Here is a 13,555-nt window from a genome sequence, read left to right on the forward strand (position 1 = left end):
CGCTCAGTGTCCCCAATGCGACATTGGNGCGACCCCGAGTCCAGTCTACCGGGGGTGGAGGGGGAAAAGGGCTGGTCGCGGGAGTTGTCCACAGGTGGGGGTGGTTGTGGACAACTGCTGTGGGTAAGTGAAGGCGGTTCGGGTTCGGTGGGGTGTCCCCAATGTCGCATTGGAGACGCTCAGTGTCCCCAATGCGACATTGGGGACACCGTGGGCCCGGAAGTCACGAAGGCAGTCACCGCAAGGCGAAAGGGGCCCTCGCCGGAAGGCGAAGGCCCCTGAAGTCGGTCGAGGTACGAACGGTCCTTCCACGCCGGTGCAAAGCGTGAAAGGACCGTTCATCACCCTCCTCGCCCCGTCTAGTCCTCCGAGTCCAGAGAGCGCGGACGCGGCGAAGGTTTGAACGGCTTCTTCGCTTCGACAGGAACCGGAACGATCGCGAGCCGTCGCCGTCCCGGCATGGCCGCCACGAGCACCACGCCGAGCAGCAGCATCGCCGTACCCGTCCAGAACATCGGCACCGTGTCGTAGGCCGCGTTGGTGTAGGCCAGGTTCTTGACCGGCCCCTTCGGCGCCGCACCACCGTTGTTGCCGGCGGGAGGTGCTTGAGCCGTGCCGCATTCGACGCCGCCTGCCGGAGCGTGCGCCCGGGCGATCTGCTCGCCGAGCGAGATCTGCGCCAGTGACGACGGCAGGTTCTTCGCGGCCTCCGGCGGCAGCGCCTTCTGGAGCGCCGTCGTCGGGAGGATCTGCAGGTCCAGCAGCCGCGCCGAGGCACCCAGCTGGAAACCCTTGAACGGCGACGTCGTGTCGCTCGACTTCTGGTTCAACCCGGCGATCGACAGCTTCAGCACCCCGAGGTCGAGCGTGAGCCCGTTGCCGGCCTCGCCGCCGGGAAGCTGCTTGGTGGCACCGTTCAGCATCTCGGCGAGCCCGCCGACGACCGGCACGTTCTTCAGCTGCTCGAAGCCGGGGGTCTGCTTGAGCGACGGCAGCGGGATCCCGATCGGGATGTCCTTGGTCGGGTTGTTCGCGTCGAGGGTGAACAGCACCTTGTCGCCGCGGACGATCTGCAGCACCGGCGCGGTGTACTCGACCTTCGACGTCTTCTTGTCACCGGTCGAGGTGACCCGCAGCGTCGGCTGGCTGGCGACCTTGATCGTCAGGCCGAGCGGCGTGCCCTTCAGCAGCTCGATGTTGGCCGCCTGCAGCGTCGACGTCGATTCGACGGCCTTGTTCTTCGAGCCGGGGATGTCGACCAGCCGCACGACCGAACGCGACGACAGCGTGTTCGGCAGGCTCAGCACGGCGCCCTTGCCGTCGGCGCTGGTGCTGGTGCCCGAAAGCAGGCCGCCGAGGTTCGCGAGCGGGCCGGGAAGCGCCTTCAGCCCGGCCGTGAGCTGCTCCGAAGCCTGGGTCAGCTGGTCGGCGCCAGGGATGTTCGGGATGGTCGGCAGCAGCGCGAGGTTCGCGATCGACGTGCTCGAGTCGGCGATCGTGCCGACGCACGGTCCGAGCGTCGGGCTCCAGCGCGCGTGCGCCTCACCGTTGAGCAGGCCGAGGTTGAACAGCGGGTTCGTCGGCGCGTTGAGGCCGCCGCTGATCGGCTTCGAGTTGTCCGGCAGCGCCGTCTGCACGAGGCTGCCCGGCGTCTGCGGCGCGTTGCCCGCGGCGGACAGGCCGAACGGCGACGACTGCGCGATCGCCTTCTCGTAGCTCAGGTAGGCCTCGGAGTTGGCCTGCGCGCTGGAAAGACCCATCCCGGCCTCGAGCGCGGACTGCTTCGGCAGCAGCTTGTCCGCCCCGGGCAGGATCGCGCTCGTCGGCACCGCGTTCGGCAGCAGCCGCAGCACGCCCAGTGCCGCTCCCGCGTCACCGACCGCCTTCCCGAGCGGCTGGGGGCCGATCGGCGCCGACATCGGCGGCTGTCCCGGATTGGCCGGATCGGGGATCGGCGTGGTCGGGATGTCCTGGGCGATCGCCGGGGCCGCGGTCAGCAGGAGCAGGGCCGCGGCGGCCGGAAGCGCCAGCACACGGGGCAGTCGTTGCCGCATGAACAGGTCCTCCAGTGGGGATGGGCCGATCTTGGGGGACTGAGACCGGCGTCATAGGACCCTAACGACGGTGGCCCCGGAAGGTGACGTTCAAGCCTCCGCTACACTTGTCCCCGTCATCGGGTGCGAGCCCGATGTCCGCCGCCTTAGCTCAGTCGGCCAGAGCGATTCACTCGTAATGAATAGGTCAGGGGTTCGATTCCCCTAGGCGGCTCCGCAGGTCAGGGCCTCATTCGGAACACTCCGGATGAGGCCCTGACTCGTTTCCGGACCGGCGAAGAGCTCGCGCCGGAAGTTCACCCGTTGGTGTCACCCCTTGAGGAACATCCGGGACAGCGAAGTACCCACACCGGTGACGTGGCCGACCAGCGTGTCCGCGTCCGCGTCGAGCAGCCCGGAGCGCCACGCGAGCATGATCTCCACGAAGCCGCCGATGCCCAGCAGGACGTTGACCCGGAACTCCAGCCCGTCCACGTCCGGCTTCAGATGCGGCCGCGCGAGTTCGATCAGCAGGCCGGTGGTCTCCTGGACGGTCTGCCGCCGCAGTTGCTCCAGCACCGCGCTGCCCGAGTGGTCGCCGAACAGGATCTGCGCGCGGGCGGGCTCCTCCTGCACGTGGTGCACGACGACGTCGACAGCGGCGCGGAGCTGCTCCAGGGCCGGTCGCTCGATGTGGGCGGCGACGGCGTCGAGGACCATCCGCAGGGTTTCGTCGCGGACCTGTTCCCAAGCGGTCGCGAGCAGCGCGTCGCGGTTGGCGAAGCTCTCGTAGAAGTACCGGTCGGTCAGGTTCGCCCGCGCGCAGACGCCGCGCATGGTGACCGCCGCCCAGCCCTGTTCCTGCCAGATGTCGAGTGCGGCGCCGAGAAGGGCGAGCCGTCGTTCGGCACGGCGTTCGTCGGCGGTCTTGCCGCTGTAGCGGCGGGACGCGGTCACCTCCCCATCTTGACAGCAGGTGCCCTCAGATTCATTCTGAGGGCATGCGACCGCAGAATGGCCTGCGCACCGGTTTGGCCGCCGCGCTGACGTCCGCTTTCGTGCGGCCGATAGCCAACGCGATCCCGGCCAACCGCGCCGGCGTCGTGTTCTCCCGCGCTTTCATCGCGAGCAGTCTGTGGCTGGCCTCGCCGCCGTTGAAGGGGAGCCGCGTCGAGCCGGGCATCCGCGGCGAGTGGGTCCGCGCGCCCGAGGTGACCGAGGGCAACGCCGTGGTCCTCTACATCCACGGCAGCGGTTACGCGCTCTGCTCGGCGCGCACGCATCGCGGGCTGACCACGCGGGTCTCCGCCGGCACCGGGCTGCCGGTCTTCGCCTGCGAATACCGTCTCGCGCCGCGGCACCGCTTCCCGAGCGCCGCCGACGACGTCCGCGCGGCCTACGACCGGCTGCTCGACCAGGGTTACCGCCGGATCCTCGTGGCGGGTGATTCCGCGGGCGGGCATCTCGCGGTCGACCTCGCCGCGCAGCTGATCCGCGAGCACCGAGAACCGCCCGCGGCGTTGGCGCTCTTCTCGCCGCTGTTCGACGTGACCTTCGGGCTGGCCGCCGAAAGAGAACGCATGAGCCCGGACCCGATGATCTCCGCCGCCGCGGCCGCGCGGCTGGTCGGTCTGTACACAGTGGACGCGGACCTCGCGTCGGCTCGGCTGCGGTTCGCCTTCGACGACATCAAGGGTTTCCCGCCGACGATCATCCAGGCGGGCGGGCTGGAAATGCTCGCCGCGGACGCCATCGAACTGGCCAGGGCCCTGCGCCGCGCGGGGGCCGACTGCGAACTCGAAGTGGTCCCCGGCCAGATGCACGTCTTCCAGGCATTGACCCGCTTCATCCCCGAAGCGGCACCGGCGATGGAGCGGGCTTGCCGCTTCCTCACCGGCAACCTTCCGGCGATCGTGAGGGCGGCATGACGAAACGGACCCATGGGGCACATGCCGTCGTCACCGGCGCGGGCAGCGGGATCGGCAGGGCGATCGCGACCGAACTCGTCCGGCGCGGCGGCCGGGTCGTCTGCGCGGACATCGACCTCGAAGCGGCCGAAGAGACCGCGAAGACGCTCAAGGACGCGGTCGCCATCGCCTGCGACGTGTCCGATGTGGACGAAGTCGCCGACCTGGCGAACCAGGCGCGGTCCTGGTTCGGCCGCGAGCCGGACCTCGTCGTCAACAACGCCGGGATCGGCGCGGGCGGCAAACTCGTCGGGGAGAGCCCGCTGCCCGATTGGCGGCGCACGCTCGGCGTGAACCTGTGGGGCGTGATCCACGGCTGCCACACCTTCGTCCCGGCCATGCGGGCGGCGAAGGCGGGCGGCGTCATCAACGTCGCTTCGGCGGCAGGCTTCACCGCCGCGCCGAGGATGGCCGCGTACAACGTGAGCAAGGCGGGCGTCGTCAGCCTTTCCGAAACGCTGGCCGCCGAACTGTCCGGCACCGGCGTCGCGGTCACCGTGCTGTGCCCGACCTTCGTGCGCACCAACATCTTCGGCGGCGAACTCATCGAAGACGGGGCACGCGGGCTCGCCCAGCGGGTCTCCGACGTGGTCGGGTTCTCGCCGGAGCGCGTCGCCCGGATGACGCTCGACGCCCACGATCGCGGCCGCCTCTACGTGGTGCCGCAGCCCGACGCTCAGCTTCTGTGGCACGCCAAGCGTTTCGTGCCCGTCCCGTACACGCGGATCGCCGGTCTGCTCGGCCGGTTCCTGCCCGCCGAAAAGGAGAAGTGATGGCCTACGACTTCGCGGCGATGCTCCAGACGATCAAGGACAAGCAGTGGTCGCTGGCCGACATCGACTGGGACGCGCCCGGCGCCGAGACGATGACCGACGAGCTCCGCGCCAAGATGCGGCCGTTCATGGCCGATCTCGTGTGGATCGAGCACGTCGGCGCGCGCGGATTCGCGTCGCTGGCCAAGAAGGCGCCGACGCCGGTGATCCAGGAGATCTACCGCTACTTCCACGCGGAGGAACAGAAGCACGCCAACGCGGAACTGGCGTTGATGAAACGCTGGGGCATGCTCGACGAGCACGGTTCGATGCCCGAGCCGAACATCAACGTCAAGCTCGCCATCAAGGTCCTCGACGACTACGGCGACACGCTGCCGCTGACGGCGCTGGCCACGCTCATCCCGCTGCTGGAATGCGCGCTGGACGGCGCACTGGTGAAGTTCCTGCTGGAAGAGGTCTCCGATCCGGTGTGCCATCAGGTGTTCCGGCACATCAACTCAGACGAGGCCCGGCACATCACGGCCGATTTCGAGGTGCTGGAGCTGATCGGCGCCGGTTCCACGACCAAGCTGCTCACCGAATCCGTCGGCTCGCTCAAACCCCAGATCGTCCTCGGCCTGATCGTGGTGTTCGTCCCGCTGATCAACAAGATGCGGGACAACATCGTCGCGATGGGCCTGCCGGAGAAGAAGCTGTACAACGCCGTGAAACGGTTCTCCACCATCGGCGGGCGCGGCGAGTTCACGAAACGGATCCCGGCGTACCACGTGCTCAAGGCGCAGGCGGCGATGATCGTCGACCGCTCGCACGTCTACCACCGGCTGCTCGCCGACCCGATGGTGAAGATGACCCGGCTGATCCCCGCGCGGCTGCTGGGAAAGCCGCAGTCGTGGACCGAGGAGATCACCCACGAACCGGTCGCGTCATGAGCCTCGGCGACTTCCGGGGCGAGGTGCTGCGCGGCACCGAGTGGTTCGGGCACGACTTCTCCGGCCGGCGGGTGGCCGTGGTCGCGCCCGGCCGCGAGGCGGCGCAGATCGTGCCCGAGGTCGCGTCCACCGCGCGTGCGGTGAAGGTGTTCCAGGAAGAACCCGGCTGGGTGGTGCCGATGCCGGTGCCCGGGCCGGACGTCCTCGGCATCGCCGTCGCCCGGGTTTTCCTGCGCTGGCAGGTGAAAGACCCGTGGATCCGCAGGCTCCTGACGCCGGACAGGCGCTTCGGATCGCGCCGGACGGCGCCCGGTCTCGGCTACTACGGTGCGCTCCAAAGGCCCGGGTGCAAGCTCATCACCTGGCCGATCTACGCCTTCGCGCCCGGCGGGATCCGCACCGCCGAAGGTATCGAGCACCAGGCCGACGTCGTCGTGCTCGGCGCGAGTTCGCTGTTCGCCAAGGAAGGACTTCCCGCATGAAGCCGGACCACGAGATCGCGATCATCGGCGGAGGGTTCTCCGGTATCGGTGCCGCGATCCTGCTCCACAAGGCGGGTTTCGAGGACTTCCTGATGCTGGAGGAGGGTGACGGCGTCGGCGGCGCCTGGCACTGGAACACCTATCCCGGTGTCGCCGTCGACATCCCGTCGTTCAGCTACCAGTTCTCGTTCGAGCAGATCTCCGGCTGGTCGCGCGTCTACGCGCCCGGCCGCGAGCTGAAGGCGTACGCCGACTACTGCGTCGACAAGTACGACATCCGCCGCCGCACGCGCCTCGGCAGCAAGGTCGTCTCCGCGACCTTCGACGACGAGACGCACTTGTGGCGGCTGGAAACCGCCGAAGGCTGGTCGATGACGGCGCGGTTCGTCGTCGGCGCCACCGGCGTGCTCACCCAGCCGAAACCGCCGGATATCGCCGGGCTCGACGGTTTCCGTGGCACGGTCATGCACACCGCGCGCTGGGACCACTCCGTCGACCTGCGGGGCAAACGCGTCGCCGTCGTCGGCACCGGGGCCTCGGCCGTGCAGGTGATCCCGTCCATCGCGCCGGAGGCGGGCCACCTGACGGTGTTCCAGCGCACGCCGATCTGGTGCCTGCCCAAACCCGACGCCGTCCTGCCGCGGCCTGCCAGGCTCGCGCTGCGGCGCCTGCCGGGCGCGAAACTGGTGTCCCGCCTGGCCAGCCAGGCACTCGTCGAGGTGACCTTCCCGCTGGCGGCGCATTTCCACAATCTCCTGCCGACCGCGGGCGCGGGGGAGCGGATCGGGCGCGCGCATCTGCGCCGCGCGGTGAAGGACCCCGTCACCCGGGAGAAGCTCACTCCGCGCTATGCCTTGGGCTGCAAGCGGCCGAGCTTCTCCAACGAGTACCTGCAGACGTTCAACCGGGACGACGTCACGCTGGAGACCACGGGCATCGACACGATCACCGAATCCGGCGTGCGCACCGCCGACGGCACCGAGCATCCGGTCGACGTCCTGGTGCTGGCGACCGGGTTCAAGGTGTTCGAGAAGGGCAACATGCCGGCCTTCACCGTGCGCGGCGCGGGCGGCGCCGATCTGGAGAAGTTCTGGGCGGAGAACCGGTTCCAGGCCTATCAGGGGGTCAGCGTCCCCGGTTTCCCGAACTTCTTCACCATTCTCGGACCGTACGGCTACAACGGTTCCTCGTACTTCAACCTGATCGAGACGCAGACCGCGCACATCATCCGGTGCCTGCGCAACGCCCGGAAGACCGGCGCGACCCGGGTCGAGGTCACGAGCGAGGCCAACGACCGGTACTTCCGGAGCATGCTGGAGCGTCGCAAGCACCAGGTGTTCTTCCAGGACAGCTGCTCGCTGGCCAACAGCTACTACTTCGACGCGAACGGTGACGTGCCCTTCCGCGCCTCGCCCACCCTGGAAACCATGGTGACGAGCCGGTTCTTCGACCTCGACGACTACGCCTTCGCGGACGGCCGGTGAACACTGGCTGAAGTCCGCCGTCCGCCGCCGGGATGAGCCATAGGTTCGATACCCCGAACCTGGAGGCTGGTCTTGGAAGGCTTTCCCTGGGACGTCCTGCTCGCGGTGGCCGGGATCGGCGTCCCGGCCGTCGCGTTCCTGTGGGAGTTCGTGCTCGTCGGCCGCAAACGCCTCGGCTACCGCGTGCAGATGGACACCCCGACGGCGTCCGGGCGCGGGTTCGCGCCGACCGCCGACGCGCTGGCGCAGCTGCAGCACGAGAACGGGGAGCGGCTCGTCGACCCGTCGTTCGTGCTGCTGCGCATCGAGAACAACGGCACCACCGACATCGACACCGACGACTACGCGGTCAACGCCGACGACCCCGTCGGCATCCGCGTGAAGTTCCCCGGCCGCACCGTGGCCGGGATGGTGGTGACCGAGCTCAGCTCGCCGCATCTGCACGAATGTTTCGGCGACGACTCCGGTTTCGGGGCGCGCGACGAGAATCCCGCGCGGCCGTCCGGCGTGATCGACCTGCCGAGGGTGCCGCTGAACCGCGGCGCGCACTACAAGATCCTCGCCGTGCTCGACCGCGTCCCCAACGGCTCGCCCGACGCCTTCGACGAACCTCAGGTGATCGGCGAGATCAAGGGCGGCAGCCTCCGCGAGACCAAGAGCCGCACCGGGCCGACGGGTTCGGTGATGGCGCTGATCCTCTTCCTCGTCGTGGTCAGCATCTTCCAGCTGACGCGGTCGCTGTTCTTCGACGAGAAACCGCCGCCACTGGACTGCGCGTCCGGGAAGCTCACGATCACCGGATCGACGGCCTTCGCGCCGGTGCTCAGGGAAGCGACGGCTTCGTACACGAACACGTGTCCGGGCGCGTCGTTCGTCTTCGACAGCCGGGGCAGCGCCGAAGGGCTCGGGAGCCTGAACCAGGCGGCGAACGACGGCACGCTGGCGTTCTCCGACGGCGCCAAGGGCGAGGGCTACCCGCAGCTGCTTCCGCGCCCGGTCGCGTTCTCGCTGTTCACGCTCGTCATCAACAAGGAGGCCGGCGTCCAGGATCTTTCGCTCGCGCAGATCCGCGACGTCTACGACGGCAAGATCGCGAACTGGCGGGAGATCGGCGGCAAGGACCAGCCGGTCCGGCTCGTCGACCGGCATTCCGACTCCGGCACGCGGCGGACGTTCGAGGCCCAGATCCTGGCGGGCAAGCGGGAACCCGGCGACAACTCCGACGACTGCCTCAAACCGGCGTCGGGCGCCCAGCCGGGAGTGGCGCGGTGCGCGAAGCCGTCCACGAACGACGTCCTCGACGCGGTGTCGCGGGTGCCGGGCGCCCTCGGCTACAGCGAACTGGGCGTGGCCACGAAACGCGAGGACGTGCTGCCGGTGCGGATCGACGGCCACCAGGCGACGCTGGAGGGCGCGATCCACGCGGCGTACCCGTTCTGGGAGACCGAGTACGCGTACACGTTCGGCGAGCCGAAGGCCGACTCGCTCGTCGCGAGCTTCCTGCGGTACCTGACGAATCAGGTCGGCAAGGACATCGTCCGGTCGCATGGGCACCGGCCGTGCGCGGAGCTGGCGAATCCGGTGCTGTGCCGTCCGGGTGCGTGACCGGGCGCTTGCGCCGGAGGTGTCGCGAAAGCCACTTTCGGGACATCAGGCGTCGCGAAAGTGGCTTTCGCGACATGCGTCCAGACGGCCTGGGCAGGTCGCTGACGTTGCGAAAGTGGCTTTCGCGACATGCGTCCAGATGGCCTGGGCAGGCCGCTGACGTCCCCCTCGACAACGCGCGTGAAGGCCCCCTTCCCTCGGCTCAGCCGAGAGAAGGGGGCCTTCACGCGCGAACGAGTCAGGCGGGTGGCTTCAGCGTGACCACGGTGGCGCTGGTCTCGCCACGCGGCGTCCGGTACGTGATCTCGTCGCCTTCCTTCGCGCCGACGAGCGCGAGCCCCAGCGGGCTGTCCGAGGTCACCGTGGAGGCGTCCGCGTCCTCCCCGGGGATCGTGACGATGTGGAGCTCGTCTTCGTCACCGTCGGCGAACCTGAGGGTGACGGTGGTGCCGTCGGGGAGCAGGCCCTTGCTGTTCCGGCCGCCGTGCTCGAGCTTCGCCGCGACGTCGGCGATGCGCCGGTCGAGGTAGGCGGCTGCCTCCGCGCGGTCCAGCACCTCCGCCTGGTCGGCCGCGTCGCCGGTTCGTTCCTGCTCACCGACGAGCGGCGCCATCGCGTCGCGCTGCGCACGCAGATCGGCGAGTTCCTTCTCCAGCTGCCGCCGCGCGGCCGGGCTGAACCCGTTGTCCCCTGAGGTCACCATGTCGCGCATTGTCCGCTACGGATCGACGGCTAGCCACCTAGATTTTTCACCCGCTGTGATCGGCCAGGACGGTTGCCCTAAGCTTCAGGGCTCCCGTCCTGACTACTTGGTGTAAGGAACTTCGTGACCGCCGTTCCCGGCCGCAGCGCGCGGCTCTCCCCCAATCAGCTGCAGAAACAGGAGCAGATCGTCGAAGCGGCGCGTGTCGTGCTCGCCAGGGACGGGCTCGCGGGTTGCACCGTGCGCGCGATCGCGGACGCCGGGCCGCTCACGAAGAGTGCGATTCATTACTACTTCGCGGATATCGACGTCCTGATCGACCGCGCGATGGCGGCGCACATCACAAAGTTCATCGCCGATTTGCGCAAAATTTCGGCGAAGCACGATCACCCGTCCGAGCGGCTCTTCGCCGCGCTCGAAGCCTTTCTCGGCGAGTTCTCCGGACGTCCGAACGCGGCCTTCCTCTGGTTCGAGTACTGGATCGCCGCGGGCCGCGCGCAGCATCCTCAGGCCATCGACGTGATGCTGACGTCGATCACCGAACTGCTCGCGGAACTGCTCGCCCCGCTCGACGTGGAAGACCCGCGGGCCCGTGCGCGGGCGCTGCTGTCCTACCTGCTCGGCGCGATCGTCCAGCAGCGCGTCCGGCGTCGGCCGTTCGCCGCACTGCGTGGCGACATCGAAGCGCTCTGTTTCGCGAACTACGGCTAGAAATACGCATTAGATCCGTACCGTTACGGATTGTTCGCCCTTCCCGCTCCGGCCATGGTGAGGTTCCCCTTCCCTGCCTGAGAGCTAGGAGACGACGATGCGCATAAGACGGTGCATGGCCGTGGCGATCGCGGCCGTCGCGGCGTTCACCATCCCGGTCGCCGCGAGTCCGGCGACCGCGGACCAGCAGGCCGAGGACGCGCAGGTCCAGATCTACGAGGTCTTCGGGACCGGGACTTCGCAGCAGCGCACCCAGATCTCCCGGCTCGGGGTCGACGTCCTCGGCTCGGCGGGCGGCACGACCACGGTCATCGGCGAGGCGCGGGACGCGGCGAAGATCCGTTCGCTCGGCTACCGCGTCGAGCAGCGTGGCGTCGTCGACCGGTCGGAGAAGGCCGGCACGAACGCGATCAACGACTTCCCGCCGTCGGACTCCGGCTACCACAACTACGCCGAGGTCACGACGGAGCTGCGCAACGCCCAGTCGAACTTCGGCTCGATCGCGCGGCTGAGCAGCGTCGGCAACTCGTACCAGGGCCGCGCGCTGAACCTGCTCAAGATCAGCGACAACGTCGCGACGGACGAGAACGAGCCCGAAGTCCTCTTCACCTGCAACCAGCACGCCCGCGAGCACCTCACCACCGAGATGTGCCTGCGGATCGTGAACCGGTTCACCCAGGGCTACGCCTCCGACCCGGCGATCAAACGCTTCGTCGACAGCGTCGAGATCTACGTGATCCCGAACGTCAACCCGGACGGCTCGGAGTACGACATCTCCGGCGGCAGCTATAAGTACTGGCGCAAGAACCGGCAGGGCAACGGCACCGACCCCAACCGCAACTGGGCCTACAACTGGGGCTGCTGCGGCGGTTCGTCGGGCTCGACGACCAGCGAGACCTACCGCGGCCCCTCGGCGTTCTCCGCGCCCGAGACCCGCGCGGTGTCGAACTTCGTCAACTCGCGCAAGATCGGCGGCGTCCAGCAGATCAAGGCGAGCATCGACTTCCACACCTACTCGGAGCTCGTGCTGTGGCCGTTCGGCTTCACCTACAACGACACCGCCCCCGGCATGACCGCCGCGGAAGCGCAGCGGTTCCAGACGGTGGGCCGCCAGCTGGCGGCGACCAACGGCTACACGCCGCAGCAGTCGAGCGACCTGTACATCACCGACGGGACGATCGACGACTGGATGTGGGGCACCCACAAGATCCTGAGCTTCACCTTCGAGATGTACCCGCGGGGCTCGAACCCCGGCTTCTACCCGCCCGACGAGGTGATCGTCCGGGAGACCACCCGTAACGACAAGGCCGTGGACCTCCTGCTGAACACCGCCATCGGCTGATCTCCGACGTTCCGTGAAGGCCCCCTTCCCTACGCTCAAGGTAGGGAAGGGGGCCTTCACGGACTTTCGGCATAGGGTGCGGGGCATGCCGATGTTCGAATTCGAGGGACACCGCCCCCAGGTGGATCCCGAAGCGTGGATCGCCCCCACCGCCACCCTGATCGGCGACGTCGTCGTCGAAAAGGGCGCCTCCGTCTGGTACGGCGCCGTACTGCGCGCCGACTTCGGGAAGATCCTCATCCGCGAGGGCGCCAACATCCAGGACAACTCGGTCATCCATGTCAACGGCGGCGTGACCGAGGTCGGCAAGAACGTCACCGTCGGGCACCAGTGCCTCGTGCACGACTGCACGATCGGCGAGCAGGCGCTGATCGGGAACGGCTCGACCGTGCTCGACAAGGCGCAGATCGGCGCGAAGGCGCTGGTCGCGGCCGGCGCCACGGTGACGCCCGGGATGGTCATCCCGCCGGAGACGGTCGCCATGGGCAGCCCGGCGAAGAAGCACGTCCCGCTCGACGGCACCGCCCGCGGCTGGGTCGAGCACAACGCGGCGATCTACCAGGAGCTGGCGCGCCGTCACGCGGAAAGCGTCAAGCCGATCGATTGACTCTCCAGTAACTGGAGATCATAGCTTCGGCGCATGGCACCGAAGTCGAAGAAGAAAACGCACCAGGCGACGCTCGAGTTGACCGCCGGCAACGCGCCGGTGGTCGACCTCGGGAAGACGCTCGGGCAGACCGGCGTGAACCTCGTCGAGGTCAAGAAGGCCTACGACGCGGCGACCGCCGCCCAGCGCGGCGACATCGTCCCGGTGGTCGTGTCGGTGTTCGAGGACCGCTCCTTCGAACTTCGGCTGAAGACCCCTCCGACGTCGTTCCTCATCAAGAAGGCCTTGGGCGGCAAGGGATCCAGCCGTCCGGGACACGAGGTCGCCGGGAAGCTGAGCCAGGAACAGCTGCGCGGCATCGCGGAGCGGAAACTGCCGGACCTCAACACCGGAGACCTCGGCGCGGCCATGCGCACGGTCGCGGGCACGGCCCGCTCGATGGGTGTCGCGATCGAAGAACCGTGACGCGCAAGCACGTGATCGTCCCGCCGTTCCGCGACCTCGACCCGGCGCTCGAGGTCGCGGAAAGGCTGCTGGCGCAAGGGAATCCGCGGCTCATCGAAGTCTTTTCGGCACTGCCGGACGAACACGCCGCCGCCGACCGGCTCAACCGGATCCTCGCCGGGACCGGCGCCTCGCCCCGGCTCGTCGAAGTCGCGAACGGCTGGCGTCTCGTGCAGGTGGCGTCGTGGCCGGGCTGCGGTGACCTGGTCGCGGGCGCCTCCGGGCTGGCGGAACTGGTCGCGTTCGGCGGCTGGCGGCGGCTCAAACGCTGCGCCGTCTGCGCGCGGGCGTTCTGTGATCGCACGGCCGGATGCAGCCGCCGATGGTGCGCCGGGCATCGTCCGCACGCCGAGCCGCGCCCGAGCGGAGTGCTCTAGTCTGTTCCGCACCAGCGACTGGCGCCATTTGAGGTGGA

The 13,555-nt window shown here is 68.7% G+C and carries 14 protein-coding genes and 1 tRNA gene; 12 read left to right on the forward strand and 3 right to left on the reverse strand.

The genetic code is table 11. The features are described from left to right. Positions 1-359: 359 nt before the first annotated feature. Positions 360-2,054, reverse strand: coding sequence for a hypothetical protein (locus tag ACXIZN_RS36460; protein ID WP_457959415.1), 1,695 nt, complete (start codon positions 2,052-2,054; stop codon positions 360-362). A gap of 140 nt (positions 2,055-2,194) precedes the next feature. Between ACXIZN_RS36460 and ACXIZN_RS36465 the strand changes: the two genes are divergently transcribed. Continuing rightward, positions 2,195-2,268, forward strand: a tRNA-Thr gene (locus ACXIZN_RS36465). A gap of 95 nt (positions 2,269-2,363) precedes the next feature. Here the strand turns inward: ACXIZN_RS36465 and ACXIZN_RS36470 are convergent. Continuing rightward, a complete protein-coding gene (locus ACXIZN_RS36470) occupies positions 2,364-2,990 on the reverse strand; it encodes a TetR/AcrR family transcriptional regulator (protein ID WP_457959416.1) in 627 nt (208 codons plus the stop codon). Between the two features lie 44 nt (positions 2,991-3,034). Between ACXIZN_RS36470 and ACXIZN_RS36475 the strand changes: the two genes are divergently transcribed. The 6 genes from ACXIZN_RS36475 (at position 3,035) to ACXIZN_RS36500 (ending at position 9,273) form a co-directional block, all read left to right on the forward strand. Then, the gene (locus ACXIZN_RS36475) at positions 3,035-3,961 is read left to right on the forward strand and encodes an alpha/beta hydrolase (protein WP_457959417.1); all 927 of its coding nucleotides are present in this window, start codon (positions 3,035-3,037) and stop codon (positions 3,959-3,961) included. Continuing rightward, the gene (locus ACXIZN_RS36480; protein WP_457959418.1) at positions 3,958-4,773 is read left to right on the forward strand and encodes an SDR family NAD(P)-dependent oxidoreductase; all 816 of its coding nucleotides are present in this window, start codon (positions 3,958-3,960) and stop codon (positions 4,771-4,773) included. The genes ACXIZN_RS36475 and ACXIZN_RS36480 overlap by 4 nt, the downstream gene beginning before the upstream one ends. Continuing rightward, entirely contained in the window at positions 4,773-5,702 is a 930-nt protein-coding gene (locus ACXIZN_RS36485) for a ferritin-like domain-containing protein (protein ID WP_126730118.1), read from the forward strand. The genes ACXIZN_RS36480 and ACXIZN_RS36485 overlap by 1 nt, the downstream gene beginning before the upstream one ends. Beyond that, on the forward strand, positions 5,699-6,184 hold the full coding sequence (locus tag ACXIZN_RS36490) for an FAD-dependent oxidoreductase (RefSeq protein ID WP_457959419.1): 486 nt from the start codon (positions 5,699-5,701) through the stop codon (positions 6,182-6,184). The genes ACXIZN_RS36485 and ACXIZN_RS36490 overlap by 4 nt, the downstream gene beginning before the upstream one ends. Then, a complete protein-coding gene (locus ACXIZN_RS36495; RefSeq protein ID WP_457959420.1) occupies positions 6,181-7,668 on the forward strand; it encodes a flavin-containing monooxygenase in 1,488 nt (495 codons plus the stop codon). Before ACXIZN_RS36490 ends, ACXIZN_RS36495 begins: the two co-directional genes overlap by 4 nt. 72 nt (positions 7,669-7,740) lie before the next feature. Then, positions 7,741-9,273, forward strand: a complete 1,533-nt coding sequence (locus ACXIZN_RS36500; RefSeq protein WP_457959421.1) for a PstS family phosphate ABC transporter substrate-binding protein — start codon at positions 7,741-7,743, stop codon at positions 9,271-9,273. A gap of 238 nt (positions 9,274-9,511) precedes the next feature. Here the strand turns inward: ACXIZN_RS36500 and ACXIZN_RS36505 are convergent, their stop codons facing one another. Further along, entirely contained in the window at positions 9,512-9,976 is a 465-nt protein-coding gene (locus tag ACXIZN_RS36505; RefSeq protein WP_034310019.1) for a GreA/GreB family elongation factor, read from the reverse strand. A gap of 123 nt (positions 9,977-10,099) precedes the next feature. Between ACXIZN_RS36505 and ACXIZN_RS36510 the strand changes: the two genes are divergently transcribed. The 5 genes from ACXIZN_RS36510 to ACXIZN_RS36530 all read left to right on the forward strand — a co-directional run bounded on the left by ACXIZN_RS36510 (position 10,100) and on the right by ACXIZN_RS36530 (position 13,517). Next, entirely contained in the window at positions 10,100-10,687 is a 588-nt protein-coding gene (locus ACXIZN_RS36510) for a TetR/AcrR family transcriptional regulator (protein WP_457959422.1), read from the forward strand. A 115-nt stretch (positions 10,688-10,802) separates the two neighbouring features. After that, positions 10,803-12,029, forward strand: a complete 1,227-nt coding sequence (locus ACXIZN_RS36515) for a M14 family metallopeptidase (protein WP_457960689.1) — start codon at positions 10,803-10,805, stop codon at positions 12,027-12,029. Between the two features lie 85 nt (positions 12,030-12,114). Continuing rightward, entirely contained in the window at positions 12,115-12,636 is a 522-nt protein-coding gene (locus ACXIZN_RS36520) for a gamma carbonic anhydrase family protein (RefSeq protein WP_126730126.1), read from the forward strand. Positions 12,637-12,669: 33 nt separating this feature from the next. Continuing rightward, positions 12,670-13,101 carry an uL11 family ribosomal protein gene (locus tag ACXIZN_RS36525; RefSeq protein WP_192743968.1) on the forward strand — a complete coding sequence of 144 codons (432 nt, stop codon included), beginning with the start codon at positions 12,670-12,672 and terminating at the stop codon, positions 13,099-13,101. Beyond that, positions 13,098-13,517: a hypothetical protein gene (locus tag ACXIZN_RS36530; RefSeq protein ID WP_457959423.1), complete on the forward strand. Its 420-nt coding sequence runs from the start codon at positions 13,098-13,100 to the stop codon at positions 13,515-13,517. The genes ACXIZN_RS36525 and ACXIZN_RS36530 overlap by 4 nt, the downstream gene beginning before the upstream one ends. Positions 13,518-13,555 lie beyond the last annotated feature (38 nt).

The sequence above is a fragment of the Amycolatopsis sp. TRM77291 genome (assembly GCF_054166285.1).